22 protein-coding genes are annotated in these 18,752 nt (G+C 36.9%); 9 read left to right on the forward strand and 13 right to left on the reverse strand.

The annotated features are described in order from the left end of the window. Window positions 1-3: 3 nt before the first annotated feature. Complete coding sequence (locus AA637_RS11775) at window positions 4-1,854, reverse strand: DNA polymerase III subunit gamma/tau (RefSeq protein WP_446682916.1); 1,851 nt, start codon at window positions 1,852-1,854, stop codon at window positions 4-6. A gap of 185 nt (window positions 1,855-2,039) precedes the next feature. Between AA637_RS11775 and AA637_RS11780 the strand changes: the two genes are divergently transcribed. Further along, window positions 2,040-3,161, forward strand: coding sequence for a tetratricopeptide repeat protein (locus tag AA637_RS11780; protein ID WP_446682917.1), 1,122 nt, complete (start codon window positions 2,040-2,042; stop codon window positions 3,159-3,161). Beyond that, a complete protein-coding gene (locus AA637_RS11785) occupies window positions 3,154-3,864 on the forward strand; it encodes a RibD family protein (RefSeq protein ID WP_446682918.1) in 711 nt (236 codons plus the stop codon). Before AA637_RS11780 ends, AA637_RS11785 begins: the two co-directional genes overlap by 8 nt. On the opposite strand, the gene cysE is transcribed toward AA637_RS11785, so the two are convergent. From cysE to AA637_RS11815, 6 genes are all read right to left on the reverse strand, one after another. Continuing rightward, the gene (cysE, locus tag AA637_RS11790) at window positions 3,848-4,504 is read right to left on the reverse strand and encodes a serine O-acetyltransferase (protein WP_446682919.1); all 657 of its coding nucleotides are present in this window, start codon (window positions 4,502-4,504) and stop codon (window positions 3,848-3,850) included. The genes AA637_RS11785 and cysE overlap by 17 nt on opposite strands. A gap of 81 nt (window positions 4,505-4,585) precedes the next feature. Beyond that, entirely contained in the window at window positions 4,586-5,419 is an 834-nt protein-coding gene (locus AA637_RS11795; protein ID WP_446682920.1) for a hypothetical protein, read from the reverse strand. A 123-nt stretch (window positions 5,420-5,542) separates the two neighbouring features. After that, entirely contained in the window at window positions 5,543-6,703 is a 1,161-nt protein-coding gene (locus AA637_RS11800) for an LptF/LptG family permease (protein ID WP_446682921.1), read from the reverse strand. Window positions 6,704-6,708: 5 nt separating this feature from the next. Continuing rightward, complete coding sequence (lptB, locus tag AA637_RS11805; protein ID WP_446682922.1) at window positions 6,709-7,437, reverse strand: LPS export ABC transporter ATP-binding protein; 729 nt, start codon at window positions 7,435-7,437, stop codon at window positions 6,709-6,711. 39 nt (window positions 7,438-7,476) lie between these two features. Next, window positions 7,477-7,914, reverse strand: coding sequence for an LptA/OstA family protein (locus AA637_RS11810; RefSeq protein WP_446682923.1), 438 nt, complete (start codon window positions 7,912-7,914; stop codon window positions 7,477-7,479). 43 nt (window positions 7,915-7,957) lie between these two features. Continuing rightward, window positions 7,958-8,557: a PAP/fibrillin family protein gene (locus AA637_RS11815; protein ID WP_446682924.1), complete on the reverse strand. Its 600-nt coding sequence runs from the start codon at window positions 8,555-8,557 to the stop codon at window positions 7,958-7,960. Window positions 8,558-8,616: 59 nt separating this feature from the next. Between AA637_RS11815 and AA637_RS11820 the strand changes: the two genes are divergently transcribed. Continuing rightward, a complete protein-coding gene (locus tag AA637_RS11820; protein ID WP_069789367.1) occupies window positions 8,617-8,868 on the forward strand; it encodes a DUF3134 domain-containing protein in 252 nt (83 codons plus the stop codon). Window positions 8,869-8,918: 50 nt separating this feature from the next. Here the strand turns inward: AA637_RS11820 and rbfA are convergent, their stop codons facing one another. The 3 genes from rbfA to AA637_RS11835 form a co-directional block, all read right to left on the reverse strand. Further along, a complete protein-coding gene (gene rbfA / locus AA637_RS11825) occupies window positions 8,919-9,299 on the reverse strand; it encodes a 30S ribosome-binding factor RbfA (protein WP_446682925.1) in 381 nt (126 codons plus the stop codon). 41 nt (window positions 9,300-9,340) lie between these two features. Beyond that, window positions 9,341-9,544, reverse strand: a complete 204-nt coding sequence (locus tag AA637_RS11830; RefSeq protein WP_069789365.1) for a DUF751 family protein — start codon at window positions 9,542-9,544, stop codon at window positions 9,341-9,343. 198 nt (window positions 9,545-9,742) lie between these two features. Continuing rightward, window positions 9,743-10,918, reverse strand: a complete 1,176-nt coding sequence (locus AA637_RS11835; RefSeq protein WP_446682926.1) for a response regulator — start codon at window positions 10,916-10,918, stop codon at window positions 9,743-9,745. A 546-nt stretch (window positions 10,919-11,464) separates the two neighbouring features. Here AA637_RS11835 and AA637_RS11840 point away from each other — a divergent pair. From AA637_RS11840 to AA637_RS11865, 6 genes are all read left to right on the forward strand, one after another. Beyond that, window positions 11,465-12,043 (forward strand): hypothetical protein, encoded by a 579-nt coding sequence (locus AA637_RS11840; RefSeq protein WP_446682927.1) that lies wholly within the window; start codon window positions 11,465-11,467, stop codon window positions 12,041-12,043. Between the two features lie 7 nt (window positions 12,044-12,050). Continuing rightward, window positions 12,051-14,126, forward strand: coding sequence for a hypothetical protein (locus tag AA637_RS11845; protein ID WP_446682928.1), 2,076 nt, complete (start codon window positions 12,051-12,053; stop codon window positions 14,124-14,126). Window positions 14,127-14,129: 3 nt separating this feature from the next. Then, window positions 14,130-15,404 carry a glycosyltransferase family 2 protein gene (locus AA637_RS11850; RefSeq protein WP_446682929.1) on the forward strand — a complete coding sequence of 425 codons (1,275 nt, stop codon included), beginning with the start codon at window positions 14,130-14,132 and terminating at the stop codon, window positions 15,402-15,404. 53 nt (window positions 15,405-15,457) lie between these two features. Beyond that, complete coding sequence (locus tag AA637_RS11855; RefSeq protein ID WP_446682930.1) at window positions 15,458-16,228, forward strand: matrixin family metalloprotease; 771 nt, start codon at window positions 15,458-15,460, stop codon at window positions 16,226-16,228. Window positions 16,229-16,346: 118 nt separating this feature from the next. Beyond that, window positions 16,347-16,595 (forward strand): HNH endonuclease, encoded by a 249-nt coding sequence (locus tag AA637_RS11860; protein ID WP_446682931.1) that lies wholly within the window; start codon window positions 16,347-16,349, stop codon window positions 16,593-16,595. Window positions 16,596-16,710: 115 nt separating this feature from the next. Then, window positions 16,711-16,875 (forward strand): transposase, encoded by a 165-nt coding sequence (locus tag AA637_RS11865; RefSeq protein WP_446684585.1) that lies wholly within the window; start codon window positions 16,711-16,713, stop codon window positions 16,873-16,875. 195 nt (window positions 16,876-17,070) lie between these two features. On the opposite strand, the gene AA637_RS11870 is transcribed toward AA637_RS11865, so the two are convergent. The 3 genes from AA637_RS11870 to petD all read right to left on the reverse strand — a co-directional run bounded on the left by AA637_RS11870 (window position 17,071) and on the right by petD (window position 18,679). Then, window positions 17,071-17,478 carry a DUF6691 family protein gene (locus AA637_RS11870; RefSeq protein ID WP_446682932.1) on the reverse strand — a complete coding sequence of 136 codons (408 nt, stop codon included), beginning with the start codon at window positions 17,476-17,478 and terminating at the stop codon, window positions 17,071-17,073. A gap of 116 nt (window positions 17,479-17,594) precedes the next feature. Then, window positions 17,595-18,014 (reverse strand): YeeE/YedE family protein, encoded by a 420-nt coding sequence (locus AA637_RS11875; protein WP_446682933.1) that lies wholly within the window; start codon window positions 18,012-18,014, stop codon window positions 17,595-17,597. Window positions 18,015-18,181: 167 nt separating this feature from the next. Continuing rightward, window positions 18,182-18,679 carry a cytochrome b6-f complex subunit IV gene (gene petD / locus AA637_RS11880; RefSeq protein WP_446682934.1) on the reverse strand — a complete coding sequence of 166 codons (498 nt, stop codon included), beginning with the start codon at window positions 18,677-18,679 and terminating at the stop codon, window positions 18,182-18,184. Between the last annotated feature and the right edge of the window lie 73 nt (window positions 18,680-18,752).

Genomic DNA, 18,752 nt, shown 5'->3' on the forward strand with positions numbered 1-18,752 from the left:
GGACTAAAAAGGTAAATCTTCATCATCTTCTATATCTAACGGAGGGCGATTAATAACTTTTATTTCTGGGGCTGGAATAATAAAAAGTGGTGGTTCAACATCATCAATAATTTCACCGTTGACACTTTTAGCAAATTTTTCGGCAACTTGTTTTAGTTGGGCAGGAGATACCACCCTAACCATGTCACTATCTGCAACCACTGGCTGAGGTGTTAGGTTTATAACTTCTTCTTTTTCCTCTACCGATGGCGTTTTAATGGGAGGAGGAGGACTATATTCTACGATTTTTTCTACGGCAGGGGGTGGAGAGTTATCAGAGGATTTTTTTTTAGTTTCTTTTTCTTCCACCTGAAATACCAAATTAATGGATTTGCCTAAAACTTGACTGAAGGCTTTTTCCATGGCGGGTTGATGTTGTTTACTTAGTTTGAGGAAGATTTCTTTAATCACACCGATGGTAATTACAGTGCTTTGATAGTCGATGATACTACATTGTTGTAGGAGAAAACTTTTTGTCATCACGCTCTCAATGGTAACGGCTACTTTTTCTTTTAACTCCTCTAGGGAAGTAAATTCAAGGTTAGAGGTAATGGGGGGAGTTGGCGTTTCTGGGGGTGATGGTTGTTGGGGTTGAATAGTTGAGGGTTGAGATTCATTGGCTACTGGGGGAGTAGGAGAAACCTTTTTTTGAGCGGTAGGGGTAGGGGATGAAGGTGCAATAGGGGTTGGAGTAACTACGGCATTAGTTGTGGTAACTACTCTATTGGCGGAGGGAAGAAGATTAAGGAGGGTAATTTCTAGCCAGAGGCGAGGTTGGGTAGTATTTTTGATTTGAAATTCGCTATCTTTTAATTTTTTTTGCCCTTGAAGGATGGTTTCAATATGCCAATGTTGGGCAGTTTGACATAGTTTTTGCCATGTTTCTTCGGTGACGGTGACTAAGTCCGATCGCCCCGGGGCAGTTTTTGCTATCAATAGGCTAAGATAGAAGTTAGCGAGGTTTTGTAGCAGTATTAAAGGTTCTCTACCCCTATCCAAGAGTTTGCGACATTGTACGATTGCTGTTTCTGAATTATCCGAGGCGATCGCATTTAACAACTCCAATAAATCTTGCTCAGATACCGAACCCACCAAATCCCATACCTTTTGGGTGGTAATAGTACCCGATAACAAACTTAGTTGATCCAACAAACTCTCCGCATCCCTCATCCCTCCATTGGAAAGTTGTGCCACCAAACTCAATGCTCCAGAATCGATGTCTATGGACTCCTCCGTGGCGATATACCGCAAGTGTTTGACCATGGCATCAAGGGGGATACGACGATAATCAAACCGCTGACAACGGCTGATAATGGTGGGTAAAACCCTTTGGGGGTCTGTGGTTGCTAAGACAAAAATTACCCTACTCGGTGGCTCTTCTAAGGTTTTTAAGAGGGCATTAAATGCCGCCGTACTGAGCATATGGCATTCGTCGATTACATACACCTTATAACGACACTGCACGGGGGCAAACTGTACCCGCTCAATAATTTCTCTGATGTTGTCAACCCCCGTATTACTAGCCGCATCAATTTCAATGACATCAAGGGCCGAACCGTTGGTAATACTCACACAGGCTTCACACTTTCCGCAGGGAGTAGGGGTAGGTTTATCGGTAGCCATACAGTTTAATGATTTGGCTAAAATACGGGCGCTGGAGGTTTTTCCTGTACCCCTAGGACCACAAAATAGATAGGCAGGGGCTATTCTCCCTGATGTGAGGGCGTTACTCAGAGTCTGGGCGATCGCATCTTGTCCTGCTAATTGGGCAAAGGTTTGGGGACGATATTTGTGGTGTAAAGGCTCGTAAGTCACAGCAATTATTATCTATGGGGAAAATGGTGAAATGGAGAAGAGGGATTATATTTAAGGGCTACTCAATCAAGTTTAATGGTCTATTATTTTTATGTCTATGGTTTTATCCATTGTCTCGTCCATTGTCAATTGTTATCAGTTATTATTAAATATCAATAGAATAAGGGTTTTCGTTCTCAAAGGTAATGATTAACAAAATATGGCGTTGGGGTGCAAAAAAGGAAGAATTAGCACAGGATTATGACCAAGAAGAAGGGCAAGATTCCTCCCAAGAAAAAGGGTTTACCGATGATAAAACTTTGGAGTACCTTTTTAATCAATTATTAGAAGGGGTTGCCAAGGGATGGACGGAAAACCGCATCGAGAAATTTTTTCAAAATTTAGAACCAAAAAAAATCACCGTTGATAATTGGTTGATATGGTTACAAAAATATGGCGAAAGTTTAGTAAACTCTTTTGCCCCCCATTACACGATCGCATCAAGGATGGTAATTTTGGGAGAAAAAACTTCTTCTCTACCATTTTATCGTCCCGTGGGAGATTTAGCCCATGAGTTTGGCAATGAAATTTTGGCGAGAAAAGATGGTATTCAACTAGAGCCTATCAACGGGGATGGTGATGAGGATGAGTCTTCGGAAGCTAGTAGTTTGGCCGATTTATTAAAACTCCTTCAGGATGATGAAAATTTTGCCAGGAAAACTGCCCGTAAGTTAGGCCTGAAAAATCATGAGCCGGGAGCTATTATTGAAAAGCTAGTTAAGGCTAGTAGTTCTAGTAGGGAAATTCTTTTGGAGGTGGAATCCATTGTTATGGATGAAGAGGAGGAGGAAGAATTAGTTGATGTGCAGTGGGTTGAGCATTGGTTTAATGTGGGTTTGGAAAAGGCACAAAATGCAGATTTGGAAGGGGCGATCGCCTCTTGGGATAAAATCATAGAATTAGAGCCTAATTTGGGACAGGTGTGGCACAATCGAGGTTGCGCCCTTGCTTATCTGGAAAGGTATGCGGAGGCTATTGAATCTTTCGACCACGCCCTTGATATAAATGTCAATGACTTGGAATCGTGGAATAGTCGAGGTAATGCTCTTTATAATTTGCAACAGTATCCCGAAGCCCTCATGAGTTGGGAAAGGGCGATCGGTATTCAACCCAATTATTTTATGGCATGGTACAATAAGGGCCGTGTTTTGGAAATTCTTGATCGCTACGCTGAAGCCCTAGAATGTTATCAACAAGTAAGTGCGATCGCCCCTGACTTTGAAGAAGTAAAACCCCGCCTCCAAAACCTAAGAGAAATCAATGGCTAATCCCCTCCATATCACCGCCATCCTCGCCATGAGTGCCGATGGCAAAATTAGTACCGACAGCGAAAAACCAGCTCGATTTAGTAGCCCCCAAGACTTACAACACCTAGAAGAACAAATATCCCTCTGTGATGCCATAATTTTTGGAGCAAATACCCTCAGAGCCTATGGAACCACCCTAACCATCAAAAAACCCCATCTCCTCGCCCAGAGAGAAGCTAGAAAGCAACATCCCCAACCCATCAACATTGTATGTTCTTCATCAGGGCAACTAGAACACCATTATCGTTTTTTTGAACAACCCATTAAACGCATTTTATTAACTACAAAAGAAGGTAAAATAAACTGGCTAAATAGTATTAATCATACTGATAAAAAAATACTCTTTAATGATTACATAATAACAAAAAATAATCAGTGGAAAATAGAATGGAAAGATACCTTCAACTACCTACAAAACATTAATATTAACCGTATAGGAATTTTGGGGGGAGGAGAACTAATTGCCTCCATCCTTGCCGAAAACCTCCTCGATGATCTTTGGTTAACCCTTTGCCCCGTAATCTTAGGAGGGAAAAAAGCCCCTACTCCAGTGGCAGGAATTCATCTAAAATCACCTGTTCCCTTAAAATTAAAAGACATTAAACAAATAGGAGAAGAACTTTTTTTACACTATCAAATTAAAAAAATTAACGATCAGCCATAACCCCTTCTCTTTGTTTTAATTTCGTAATTTCTTGCTCCAAAGATTCAATTCTATCAATCAAACTTCTGATTACCGTTGCCTCAGAATCAGGTAAATTCCCATGCTCCAAAGGATTTACCTTCGCCCCAGAACGATAAACAATTCTTCCCGGAATACCCACCACAGTACACTCCGAAGGCACATCACGCAACACCACCGAACCAGCACCGATACGAACATTATTACCGATGGACAAATTACCCAACACCTTTGCCCCAGCACCCACCACCACATTTTCCCCGAGGGTAGGGTGACGTTTACCTGTATCCTTCCCTGTACCCCCCAGAGTTACGCCCTGATAAATTAGACAGTAATCCCCTAGAATGGCTGTTTCGCCGATGACAACCCCCATACCATGGTCAATAAATACACCATTGCCTAATTGTGCCCCTGGATGGATTTCAATACCTGTAAAAAATCTACCCAAGTGAGATAAAAAACGAGGGATAAAGGGAATACCAATGCGATATAACCGATGGGAAAGACGATGTAGAATAACCGCTTGTAAGCCAGGGTAGCACAATAATACCTCTAACCAGTTACGGGCGGCAGGATCTCGCTCAAAGATAATTTTGAAATCAGAAATGATTGATGATAGCACTTTATATATATTGGGTAAAAATTTCTACTAGGTTTATTATCTCTCAGGTTGAAGTCATCGGATGGAACGGTTTACCGAAACTTAAAAGGGAGATTGATTTGTTTGAGCAGGTCTATTGGATGGAATATTTACCCCCCCCTGATTGGGATTCACATTAACCCCCTGAGGAGTAGGAACCCAAGTATTAGCATTTCCATTAATATTATTACCTACATTGTAATTATTCTGAAGCGAAGGGGATTGATACATTTGCCCCCCTGAACTGGGGATGTTACTTTGGGGATTTTGGGAGCGATAAATATTGCTACTGGGGTTGTAGTTGCTCATGACATTGCCTACGGCCTGATTTAGAGGACTAGGGGTAACAGGAATCTGGGAAGACTGTCTTTGTTGATTTAATTCGGGGCTTAGTAGTCCTTGGTTGATTGCTCCACTGCTGTCGCCCCCTGAAGGCCTTACTTGGGGAGAAATACGAGGTAGCGACAAAACTTGATCGTATAGACGAGTTTGGTTATTTGTGTTGCGATCGCCACCTTCAATGGTATTCCTAGAGCCTAATATATCAAATTCTTTAATGTCTAGTTCCGATGTATCCTCATTATTGGGAGAGTTTTGAGGAGATGTTGATGGATTCTCATTAGGATTTTGTGATGTGGTTTCTGAAGTACCATTACCGTTAGCAGAATTTTCAACCCCGTTATTATTTTCTTCTAGTTCAACGGTTGCTCCTGTACTCGATGGGGGGGAGGCTTCTCGGCTACTTTGTCTAAATTGATCGTTGATTACGATTAATTGCCAAGCTACAATTCCGATGACCCCTAATCCTACGACCGCAGACAAGAATAATGGGTTTAGAAAAGTACCCATTCTTGATTTTAGATAGTCAGGGGAGTTTTTTCGAGAGGGAGATGCCATAATGAAAATACCAAATGATTGTCGGCACCTTTATTATATCATCATCTTTTGGACATGGAGTTTAACGAAATATCAATACAAAATTTTCACCCCTGCAACGTAAAAAAGTTAAGCGGTGGTGCTTTATTTGATATTTATGTAAAGAAGCCAACTTCCTAGGGTCAAACCGATAATATTACCCAACCATGCTCCCATAAAGGGGTTAAGAATCCCTGATATTGCTAAGGATTCTCCCATGAATGAAATAATGTAGTAGGCTAAAATTATGGCGATACAGATCCCAAAACTTTTGGCCTTTCCTGTATTTTGGGGGCGAATGCCTAGGGCAGAACCCATCATGGCGAAAACGATGCAGACAAAGGGTAAGGCAATTTTACTTTGAATTTTTACGGCTAGTTTACGGGCTTCATTTTGATTTCCCTCTAGTTTGGCTGTTTCTAGGTAACTTTGGGCTTGACTGATGCTCATTTCGTTATAACTTAGAGGACGATTGGCAAAATCTAGGGGCGCTCGGGGAAGGGCTAGTTGTTGATGTTGGAAGCGGACTACATTCCTGGAACTACCATCCGTTGCGATCGCATATATGGTGCCATTAAAAAAGTCCCAAATATTTTCACGAATATTCCATTGGGCTGTTTCAGCGGTTAAAACTTGATTTACTCCCTCCCTCGAAAAGTCGAGAATGGTAAGGTATTTCATTTGATTACCGTTAAATTCTTCGGCATAGAAAAGTCGAGCCAAACCATAATTCACTGAGCCATCATTGCTGACAATGTCTGCATATTCAGGATACAAAATATTTCTTTGGCTCAAGTTGGGTTGCACTTGATTGAGGGCTTGTTGCAAAGTAACAGCTGCTTGTCTGTTGGTGGAAGGGGTTACCACATCATTAATAAAAAATGTAATTCCCGTAATAGAAAGACTAAATATCAAGGCAGGGATGACTAACCTAAACAGATTAATGCCCACACTTCTAAGGGCGATAATTTCACTGTCGCTAGAGAGACGACTGTAAGCCACCAGGGTAGCCAGAAGCAATGACATGGGAAAAGCAAGAACGATAAACTCTGGTACTCTGAGCAAAAAAATCTGAGCCGCTACTCCCACAAATAATCCTGATTCGGTAACTCGACGAATTAATTCAAATAATGTACCGATAGATAGTCCTAGGGCGGTAAATAAACCAATACCAAACAGGAATGGTATGATTATTTCTCCTAAAACATATTTATCCATCAGAGATATATGGAATTTTAGCGGTTGAGTTGTTTTTTTTTCTTCCATCAGAGTTAGATTTTAAAGTTATCTCCTAGGTAATATTGTCGCACAAGGGAATTTTTATAAAGTTCTTCGGCGGTGCCTGAAGCCAAAATTTGCCCTTCTCGCATGATATACGATCGCCCCGTAATGGCAAGGGTTTCTCTAACATTGTGATCCGTAATTAAAATGCCCATACCTCTATTTTTCAGACCTTCGATCATTGTTTGAATTTCTGACACAGCGATGGGGTCAACCCCCGCAAAAGGCTCATCTAATAACAAAAATTTAGGTCCATCCCTACCTACTGCCAAGGCTCTGGCCAATTCTGTGCGTCTTCTTTCTCCCCCTGATACCTGAGAACCTTTGGTATTAACTACTTTTTCGAGGCGAAAATCTTCGATGAGTTGTTTTAGTCTGATGTGACGGTTACGGGAGGATAGGTTGGTTTGTTCGAGGACTAATTCAATGTTTTCTCTGACGGTGAGGTTTCGGAAAATACTGGGTTGTTGGGTAAGATAACCGATACCGAGTTTGGCTCGTTGGTTGATTTGGAGGGGGGTAATGTCTTGCTCATCTAGGGTTACTTGCCCTTGGTTAGGCATGATTAGCCCTGTGGTGATATAAAATGTGGTGGTTTTCCCTGCTCCGTTGGGCCCTAGTAGGCCGACTATTTCTCCTTGTTTTACCTTAAGGTTAACTCGATTGACGATCGCTCTTTTGCCGTAGGATTTATGGATGTTTTTTAATGTTAACTGCATTGAATTTGTTTTGACAAAAACCAGTCTATGGGTCTATATTTAGGGGCTATTTTCTTCAATGAGATAAACCGATTCCACTTGCCTTTGATTTTGGGGAGTAGCGATAAATCTTCCTTCATCAATCAAATAAGTCATGGTTTCGGCTCTCATGCTGTTGCCGTCTTGGATTACTTGAACGTTACCGTTTAATACTAGCCTTCTTTCTTGGCTAAAAAATTGGGCTTGGGCGGAGGTTGCCTGAATATTACGGGATGGAAATTCGATATACACATTGCCCCTAGCGGTGATGATGCCTGTTTCTGAGTTGGCTTCTTGTACATCAGACCTTACGGTGATGGGTTGTCTGCTGGTTTGGGCTTGGGCTTGGGGATAATTTTTTTCGAGGTTGGGGCTAATGGTGGTTATGAGGGTGCTAATAATGGCGGTGGTAATGAGCAGTGGATAGTATTTTTTTGGGCGGGGAATTATGTTTTTCATGGCGATCGCACTTTAGCTATTTAATAAAAGATAATACCATTGATTAGATTTTGGAAAGAACAAATATGTTCCCTTGATTACCTCTACTGATGCGTAAATCATGGTCAAGGTAAGTTATTTCTAACCAGCCGTTGGCATTGGTCATATTTTCTAAGGCTCGGTTAATTTTGATGTCGAGGGGAAAGATATTTTTTTTGTTACTAACTTGGGTGATGATGTCTTGGGGTGATAAATACTTAAGCCAATTTTTGAGGGTAACTATGGTGCGCTCGAACTTTACACCAGCTTTTTTTTCTGATTCTACTTTTAAACTAGCAATTACCACCATGACACTATCGAGAAGGGGTAGCCCTTTGATTTCCACAATGTTATAAATTTTTTTGGTGGAAGTATGAATTGATTGATAAATATTTTCTATTTCTACCAACGGAATATTATTTAATCCCAAAAGACTCTTACTAGAGGTGTACAGTAGTTGCCAATCTCCGTCGAGAAGTTCTTTTTTTTCCATGGGGCGAGGATTGGGGTTGGTGTCTTCTAATTCTTCTATGGCACTGAGAATCTCTACTTTATCACTGTCAGACCTATTTTTTTTACTGTTATAACGGGCGATCGCCCCTAACAAATTAGTTTTCGCATTCATGAATAATCTGGTAAAATATATGTTCTCGACGAAATTTATATGGCTCGTAATATTAGTTTATGAAAAATCCTGCACTGCGTAAAGAAAAGCGCTACGAACCAGCGCCTGTAATTCCTTTAAAACAGGAAGGCTCAATCTTAGAGTGGTTAGAAAGCAATAATAAAATTATGTACCGGGAGGAAAAAGAAGAAAAAGTCAACATCCTACCAGTATCCGAAGACGAAGAAATCTCCGAACTCATCGAAGACGATGATGATGACGATGATGATTATGAAGAGCAAGATTCCGATGTAGATGATGATCTACTTTAATCTTTATCAAATCAAGGGTATAGGGCATTAACCCTAACCCAAAAAAAACATCATTCCTCCGCCCTCACTTCCTCTTCCTTTAGGGGAGTTATACGGTTGATTAACTGAATTAGTTGATCTCCTTTTTCCAAAGAAGAATCTTCCATAAATCGTATTTCAGGGGTATGACGTAAATTTATTTTTTGCCCCAAACTACGCCTAACAAAAGAAGTACAGGCCTTTAAACCTTCCATGGTTTCTTTCTTTGCCTCTGCAGTACCATAAATACTCACAAAAACCTTAGCGTGTTGTAAGTCTCCTGACACCTCTACATGGGTAATACTCACCATTCCAGCACCCACACGATCATCTTTTATCTCATTGATGAGCATTTGACTTACTTCTCTTTTAATCAGAGATGAAACTTTTTCGATACGACGACTATTAGCCATTTTTTTATTGTTTAAAATTTTTTAATATACAAGTTTTTGTGTTAGGTGACACTAAGTCCTAACATTGCTTCTAGGGTAAAATAAAGGAAAGAAAAAATACCGATTAATACCCCAAAAATAGCAATTCCTGTCACAGGATTTTTAAATAAAGGCTTTATTTGTTCCCATAAAAAAATAAATATTCCTAAAATTAAGCTCACCATATAGCGAGGATAACGCAATACATTTTCCCAAAAACCATCCATAATTTAATTATCTCTGACTTATTTAATATTTTATTTAATTTATTTTAGGCACTAAATACTATATCTAATTTACTATATTTAATTAATAAAGGCGTTTGGCTTTTGTTTCTTGTGCCTTTTACCTTTACCCAAAAACCTTTATCACATCCGAATTACCATATCTAGTCTAACACTGATTCCCCTTTTCACATTATGGGTTTAAGGGGTGGAAGTAACGTTTTTATTAAGAATCTTAATAATATGTTGGTCATGTAATGGTTTAATCAAGACATCACAAAAACCCACGGATTTATAGTCTTCAGGCTCTATTTTACTCAAATCATCAGTAATTAAGACGATGGGTATTTGTTGAAAAGCAGTGGTTTTTTTGAATTTACTAATCAAATCATAGGCATTTACAGATGATATTTCCTTATCCACAAAAATTACTTGAGGATTGTTTTGTTGGGCAAATGCGATCGCCAAATCACCTCTACTAAAAGAATTAAACTGATAATCCAGACCTGTTACCGTAGTTTTAACATCTTTTACCACTTGCTCTTGCTCCGTGATACATAAAGCTTTAATATTATTCCCATGAATAGAAGAAGGCTTAAACTTAACCAACCAAGGCAAAGGAATATCCTCAGTAAGAGTTAATTCAATTAATCCTAACTGAAAATAAGGAATCATCATTCTCGTCATCGAAACAATGTCTTGATTTAGCTGAATGTGTAAATCTCGTAAAGTATTTTTGCCATTAAATAACTTCTTCATAATTTGATAAGTTTGGGGAGAAGTACGCCGATTTAACTCTCCATGATGACGAATTATCGGGGCTTTATTAGGAGATCTATCTGCTAATTTTGCCCCTAGCCATCTTTGCCAATCTTGCCAAACTTCTACGATAATAGGCTCAGTATCGATAAAAACTAAGGGCGAAGAAGGATTTTTATCTTCAACAATATCAAAATTTACCTCCATTGCTCTTGTTAAATCAAACAAAATTTCCTGGATAATACCACGAATAATTTTATTAGTAACAGAGGGATTTAAAATTTTTTCATCTATTAATAAAGAAAATAAATTATATTCCCAATTATGAATAAATTGTTTATTGTTAAAGATTTTAGGATCAAAAGTATCTAATACGTGTAGAACTTCAGGAGCGTATTTTAGGACGTTTCTACGCCAACGACGACATGGATGTATTCCCCCTGTAGCATAAGAAATTCTACCCAAATACATGAAAAATACCCATTGAGTACCGTTTTTGGCAGTAAAAATAAGTTTCCCCGTAAACTGAGGAACTTTTAAGGTTTTAAATAAGTGTGCTTGTCGGGTGCCGACAAATTGAGGAATTGCGACTTTAAAAGACTCATTAATATCCGACATTGTTATTGGAATAAAAGATTAGTAAAAATATTTACGTGGTTTTGTTTAAGTTATTAGACGCTTTGCAGTAATAATAAAAATTGTATTTCTATTTTTAACAGATTGATGATTAACTCTATTAATATTCTACCAAGATATTTGAGATATTTTTAATCAATCATCCATCATGAGTGCAAATCTCCCCATGGCTTCGTATCAAAGCCGCAAAATATCTCATTCCGTAACCATTTGAAGGCTACAACAATCCAGAAAAAATATACAAAGAAAAGGTGGTTTATCTCAAGAAGGGATTGCAACTTTTTATGGTGATGACAATTTTCAAGGTATGGCTAGTAAAGAAAAGATGGAATAAGATGTGCCATTATTAACTAAGTCTAATACTATTTTGATGAAAACAACGTTATCAATATTTACTTTTTGCTGTATATCGGAACTTTTTGGCACAAAAATCAGTCGTTTCTTGAGATTAAGAATTAATAAAAAAAAAGATCTTACATAACTTTTGTTATCTATAATTATATAGTTGATAATAACCACGGAAAGAAGATGAACAATAATAAATTGCCATATAGTCTTGCATTAATGGCGTCTTTAATGGTGGCAGAAAATAGCCAAGCGGCACAAAAGCCCGAAGTTGAAGATAACTCACATGACTCTATTCCTCATAATTTATTTGCTTCGAGATGTCCCGAAAGAATACCCACAAGAAGCGGTGATACCACTTTTTCTGTCCATGATTATCCTCAAAGATATTATCAAGTGACTACCTCCGCAGGAGACTTAAGATTGAGGGCAAATCCGGGGGGAAGAATTGTCGGCTCAATTCCTAGCGGTTGGCAAGTTTATGTGGCTAAGTTTGATTCCTCTGGGCGATGGGCTTATGTCAGAGACAGATATTCCCCATATTATGATACTCAATATGGTTGGGCGAGCGCCCCTAATTTTCGCTCTGATGGTTGGGTAAGTGTTGATTATTTGCAATATTTAGGACAATTTTGTAATAAACCTTTAATGTTATCATTAGCACCAAATAATAAGGTTTTGGACATGACAAAAGATTCTTTTTCTAATGATATTGCCTTAAGTTTAGAAGCAGAAATTTTAGATAAATTAAATCAAAAATAAATTTAAAGTGTCTAGTTTATCTCAAAAAATAAAGGAACTTTTAAGGATAGCTAAAAATGTTCCTTTTTACACTCAAAGATTAAATTCTGTGGCTATTACTGATCATTTTTTGGATAATTGTAGCGATGCTGAATTATTCTCGGCTTTTTATAATATTCCCCCAATCTTAAAACAAGACATCAGAAAAGCCCCCTCTCAATTATTGGCAACTACCCAAAATATTGTCTATCGTGGTGCTACCAGTGGCACCACTGAGGAGGCTTTTGTTTTTTTTCGGGATGATTTATGGAATCAGAAAAGATTAGCCAGTCTAAATAAATTTTTAGCATGGTGGGGTATTGACAAACAAGGGGCGATCGCAAATGTTAACAGCCGTCTATTTCCTCTTCGTCATCAAGATTATGCCATTATCGGGGGTATTGATAACCATTTTTTACGGTGGCTAAATTTTATTACGCAAAAACCCATTGTGTTGCGGGGTTATCCTAGTCGGTTGTGTGAAGTAGGGTTAATAGCCCACCATCGGATAAATTTTGATGAGGTTAAGGCCATAATATGCACAGGAGAGCCTTTATTTGACCATCAAAAACAACTTTTACGGGATATATTTGAGTGTCCTATCATCATAGAATATGGGAGTCAAGAATGTGGGGTATATGGTTTTACTTGCCCTGTGTGTGGAAATCTTCACATTGATGAAGGGCGGTGTTTGATAGAAGAAAAAGACAATCGATTGTTAGTGACTGATTTATATAGTTATACGATGCCGATGATTAGGTACTATAACGGCGATTTGGTAACTTTAGAACATAATAGTTCTTGTCCCCATGGCAAAATAAATTTAACTATTTTGGGGCGAGATAGTGATAATTTTGGGCATGGTAAATCTATGTACCCTATGGAAGGTGTTGATTATTATCGCTCTATTTCCACAAGGGATGATAAAAAATTAGTGGGTTATCTTCAGAAGGCTAATTCAGGGAAAGTTGATCAATTTTTTGCTCAGGAGGTGAAGCATATATTTCCTGATAATTCTCCATTATTTATTCAAAAGTTTACATCTCCTTTGAATATGTATAAGGCTACCAATCCCCCTATGCAGGATGAATATTTAGCGGAGTTTACTCCTCTAAATATAGTTAATTATTCTCAACTATTTCTTGATGTGGTTAAGGGCGATCGATGGATATATTATAATATTCCTAGCGTTATTTTGGAACAGTCTGAGCGATTATTAAATAATCATAATTATTGCCTAGATGAACAAGTTAAACTAGATAAACTTTATTTACTTGTAATGGTTTTAGCTAATAAAGAAAGTGTAATTCATACTCAGTTAAATAATCTTTTTCATAAATATAATAACATTAATCAACTATCTTTAATATATATAGATTTATGGGCGATCGCACTTTTTACTAATAATCAAGAATTACTGAGTTTATTACCAAAGAGAAATCTTTCTTTTAAAATAAAAATAGATAGTTATGATTATCAACTACAGTTAAAATTAGTTTCTCTAGGAATTCAAAAAATAAGAACACAAAAAGACTCTTATTTAATTAATAAACTAGATCCTTTATTACCTCTATTTATTTCCGATTTAGATTTTTGTCCGAAGTATGGGATTGATTGTTTACCTTCTATTATTAGCCATTGGGCAAAGATATTAAACTGTTACTCTGGTAGTGAGAATCAAGATAATTTACCTCCAGAGTTAAAACTAAGAGAAGATTATTTACTAGGTAAACAAAATGTTAATATAACTTTTAATGGGTTATCTGATGCAACTATTTTAGAGTTAAAAGAACTATTAATTCAGATTGTATTTTTTGACACTCCTATTGATGCTGATTTATTTTTAGATACCATTAAAGCTAGACAAAATCAGGATACAAAGAAAGAGATAACCAAAAGTATTGCTTTTATTCCTTTTATGAATTATTTTGCTCATTTATTTTTCCAACAAGGAAAAATAGAAAAAGCCTATCAATGTTTATTAATGTCTGAAAATATTTCTTCTACTAATAATAATTTTGACACGGTGAGTCGTTTATATAATTTTAAGCAAAAAGTATTTTAATGTATGTTATTTTATCTTATTGAATTTTATAACGATAATCATGTTTCTGTTAATAAGATTAATGACAGTAATCTCAATTTAATCAAAGTACCAGAAAATATAGATAATAATAGTTGGATTTTAAGTTATGCCGATAATCTATCCTCAAATTTGACCTTGGAAGATAATTTAATTGACTTTATTCAAAAAAAAGTTATTGATAACTATAATATTTTCCGTAATAGAGACTTTTGTTGGTTAATTTGGCAAAACTTTAGCTTCCCCGAGCTTACAGCACAAGAATTATCAAGTGATAGTATAAGTTGGATAGGAAAAGTTGACTTTATTCAAAAAATATCACAAGAAGATAACAGTATTTTAGGTAATAATTATCAACTGTTAAACTACTTTATTAACAATAAGATATTATGTCACACTAAATTAATAAAAAGTCAAAAACTCGATTTAATAGGAAATTATCAGGACAATATTTTGCCTAAAAAAATAATGGCAATTATTCCCCATCACAATTGTAATCAGTGGTTAGATTATTGTTTATTTAGCTTAATAAATCAAAGTTATAAGTTAACAGATATAGTAGTAATAGATGACAAATCAACAGACGCACCTATAAATATTTGTTCAAATTATCCTGAAGTAACCTTACTCAAAAGTAATAAAAAAGTAGGTCCTTATCAAATAATTCAATCGGTAATTAACGACAGTAATTATGATTATTATCTGTTTCAAGATGCTGATGATTGGTCTATGGTCGATCGCCTCAGGATTAGTATAGAATTAATGGATAAAATGGGGGCGGATATGGTAGGCACTCAAGAATATCGTGTGGATGATATTAACCATACTGTTAATCCTGTGGCTTATCCTTTGAATGTGAATCGAGCACTACAAAAAAAACCAGGACATCCCTTATTGCATCCCACTTCTTTGATTAAACGTTCAGCTTTTTTAGGGGTAAATGGCTTTGCCAATGCCCTTTTATATGGTGCTGACACAGAGTTTTTGCTGAGATCTCACTTTCACCTTAAGATATATAATAGCCCTGAATTTGGCTATTTTAGAAGGAAAAGAAACAACTCCTTAACCACTTCTCCCATCACAGGATTAGGCACTTCTCACCGAGAAAAATTATTACACACCCTAAAGGCGATCGCCTATAATAACTATGACATGATGAAACAGGGTAAAATTCCCTCCACCATTCCCCTTGTGAGTAAACCCTGTGAAACATTCGAGAAAATAATGAAGCAAACTGAGAATATGATGATGAAAAAATGAACTTTGTTTAAGATTTTACGTCATTTTATGCAATCATTTCTTAGAAAAATTTGATGAAATTCATAACTAATATTAAAAACTTTTTTAGCAGATTTTTATTAACTATATTTATTCTTATTATTTTTTCGGAATTAGTAACAGCTTCAGATATTACTAATAGATTGCCAACTCCCCATACTTTTCCCTTGCCCCCTTCCCTAGCTTCCCTTAATATAGACATAAAAGAAGACTATTTTGATAACCTTGAACCTCATTTAGTAGGACATTTGATTTGGTCAGAATTTCCCGTTAAGGTGTATATTGCCCCCCCTGAAAATAATCTTTCTGAATCAGCTTATCAAAGATACCAACAATGGGAAAAAGCTGCCCAAAGTGCGATCGCATCTTGGCACCCTTATATACCTTTACAAATAGTCGAAACAGAAGTTGGTGCAGATATTCTCATTCGTCGTCAACGGCCCCAAATTAGAGAAAAATTTAACCCCGAAACAGGGCTTTTTGACTTGCCCAGAATTACCTCTGCCACTGCCACCGTCCAATTTTATGCCACCGAAACCCAACCAGCAAAATTAAAACATCAAATGATAATCGAAGTTAGCCCCCATCAAACCTTTGACTACTGGGTTAATAATATCACTCATGAATTAGGACACGCCCTGGGAATTTGGGGACATAGCCCCCACCAAGGCGATATGATGTATCATGCCCAAACTCGCAATATCCCCACCATATCCCCCAGAGATTTAAACACCCTCGTCAAAGTATATCAACAACCCACCAGATTAGGAGGTGCTTTTCCTCCATCATCATCTGTCACGAGATAATTTTAAAGGTATTGCCTAATCGTGGTATCAAACATAATTGAATAATGCTAGAAATTAAGACATTAAAATATTATCACTATTCCCTGTTCACCATTCACTGTTCCCTGCCTAAATAACCATGAAAAAGAAGAAAACCCCAAGGATTCCCATTCCTTCAGAAGTGAGAAAATATATTTATCAAAGGGATAACTATCGCTGTCAAAGTTGTGGCAAACAAAGCCAAGAAAGCACCTTAAATATTGATCATATAATACCCCTTGCCAAAGGAGGAAGTAATGATATGAGTAATTTACAAACCCTTTGTGCTAATTGTAATCAAAAAAAACGAGATAAATTAGATCATCGTTTTCGTCGTCATTACTCATAATTTGGCTTTTTTATTGTATGGTCTATTTGGTATCTAGTAGGATATTGAGAAAAACAAATTGATAAGTAGAAGAATGGCTTACTCTAGTAGTTTAAGTGATTAAGAATAGGAAATAATTAAACCTCTGTTATCAAAAAAGAAAAGAACGTCCCCACTAAAATGGTCTCAAAGACAAATTTGGGATAGTATTTTTTATCAACTCAAAAATATCTGTTATTGGTATAATTTACCAAATAATTTATCTCCTTATTTTACCGTTTATTGGGATTATAAAAACTAGAAAAAAGAAGAAATCTTTGAAATAGTGATGTGTGAACTTCACAAGTAATTAACAGAAAAAGTAAAAAAAATTAACTTGGACTCAATGTTTGCTACTCTTAAAAAGACTCACTGCTTCTTAGTATATTATATGGGTTCTACAGGGTGATTATCACCCCACTGAGTTTATAAATTAAGATGATTAATTGTTTTTTTGCTAATATTTAAAACTAAAAGAGCCAATAAAAAAGGCAATTATAAATATAAAAGGATTAACATTTTGTTGAACTAAAGATGTAACGGCAGGTCCTGGACAGTAACCAGAAATTCCCCAACCAATGCCGAAAATTGCGGCTCCTAAAACTAGAAATAAGTCTATATCATTGCGAGTAGGTAGATAAAATTTCTCGGCAAAGATAGGTTTTCTCATGGGTAAAACAAATCGGAAAGTAATAGCTGTGACTCCTACGGCACCACCTAAAACAAATATTAGGGTAGGATCCCAATTTCCTGTGACATCTAAAAAGCCGATGACTCGAGTGCGATCTACCATCTGAGATATACCTAGTCCTAAACCAAATAATAAGCCACTTATTAAGGATATTAAGTTAAATTTATTGTTCATTTTTTATTTTGTTTATTAATATTTTTGATTTTTATTTATTTACTAAATTAATCTACAATAACTTGAAATAAATTACTTTTTTTAAAAAGGGATAATATATCTTGTCTTGTAAAAAGTTAAGTAATTAAATTAGTAATAAAAACTGTGACCATGGCAGTTATTAAAAATGTGATGACTGCCACCAATGAACGAGCGGAGAATCTTCCTAATCCACAGACTCCGTGACCACTGGTACATCCGTTGCCCATTCTTGTGCCAAAGCCCACTAATAAGCCACCGACCATCATAATTAATGGCTTAGCATCGGGTATGGGGGTAGATGGAAGAAAGGGTAAAAAATATTCGTAGATTAGCCCTCCTAACAACATTCCCCCCAAAAAGTACCAGCGCCAATATTCTTTTGACTTCCAATCCACTGCTCCGTTCAACATTCCGCTAATCCCTGCAATACGTCCATCAAAGGCTAGTAAAATGGTGGCACTAATGCCGATGAGGATTCCTCCTCCTAAGCCTGTAATCCAGTTAAATTCGACCATATCTAATAATGTTACTTTACTACTTGATTATATAGTGTTTTAAACCTTAAATAAATATCTCCGACCATCTATAAACCTATCAAAAACAAGTCTAAGGGCGATCGGAGATACTTTGTGTTTTATTAAATTTTGAATTTTAGTTCAAAAATATGACAAGAAGCCGTGATTTAGAATAAGCCTAGGGTTAAAGACTCATCAATGGGGAATACAGATCCAGCACCTAACCAAAGGGTAACTAAAGTACCAAATAGGAATACAGTCATCGCAATGGGACGACGGAAGGGGTTTTGGAATTTGTTTACGCTTTCGATGAAAGGTACTAACATGAGTCCTAAAGGAATAGCTGCTTGACAGGCAATCCCTAAAAGTTTGTTAGGTAGTACACGCAAGATTTGGAATACGGGGTATAAATACCACTCAGGTAAGATTTCCAAGGGCGTTGCGAAAGGATCTGCGGGTTCGCCAATCATAGCGGGGTCTAAGATAGATAAACCAACGATCAAGCCTAATGCTCCTAAGATACAAATAGGGAACATATAGAGAATGTCGTTAGGCCATGCGACTTCACCGTAATAGTTATGACCCATATTTTGAGCTAGTTTAGCTCTGAGTTTGGGATCATTAAGATCAGGTTTTTTGATTAATTGAGAATTGGGGTTAGACATGATTAAAGTTTGTCTCCTCTATGGTAGGAAATAGTGGAAATTGATACGGGATAACTCCCATTGTATCTTGTAT

Source organism: Cyanobacterium sp. HL-69 (genome assembly GCA_002813895.1).
Classification (GTDB): domain Bacteria; phylum Cyanobacteriota; class Cyanobacteriia; order Cyanobacteriales; family Cyanobacteriaceae; genus Cyanobacterium.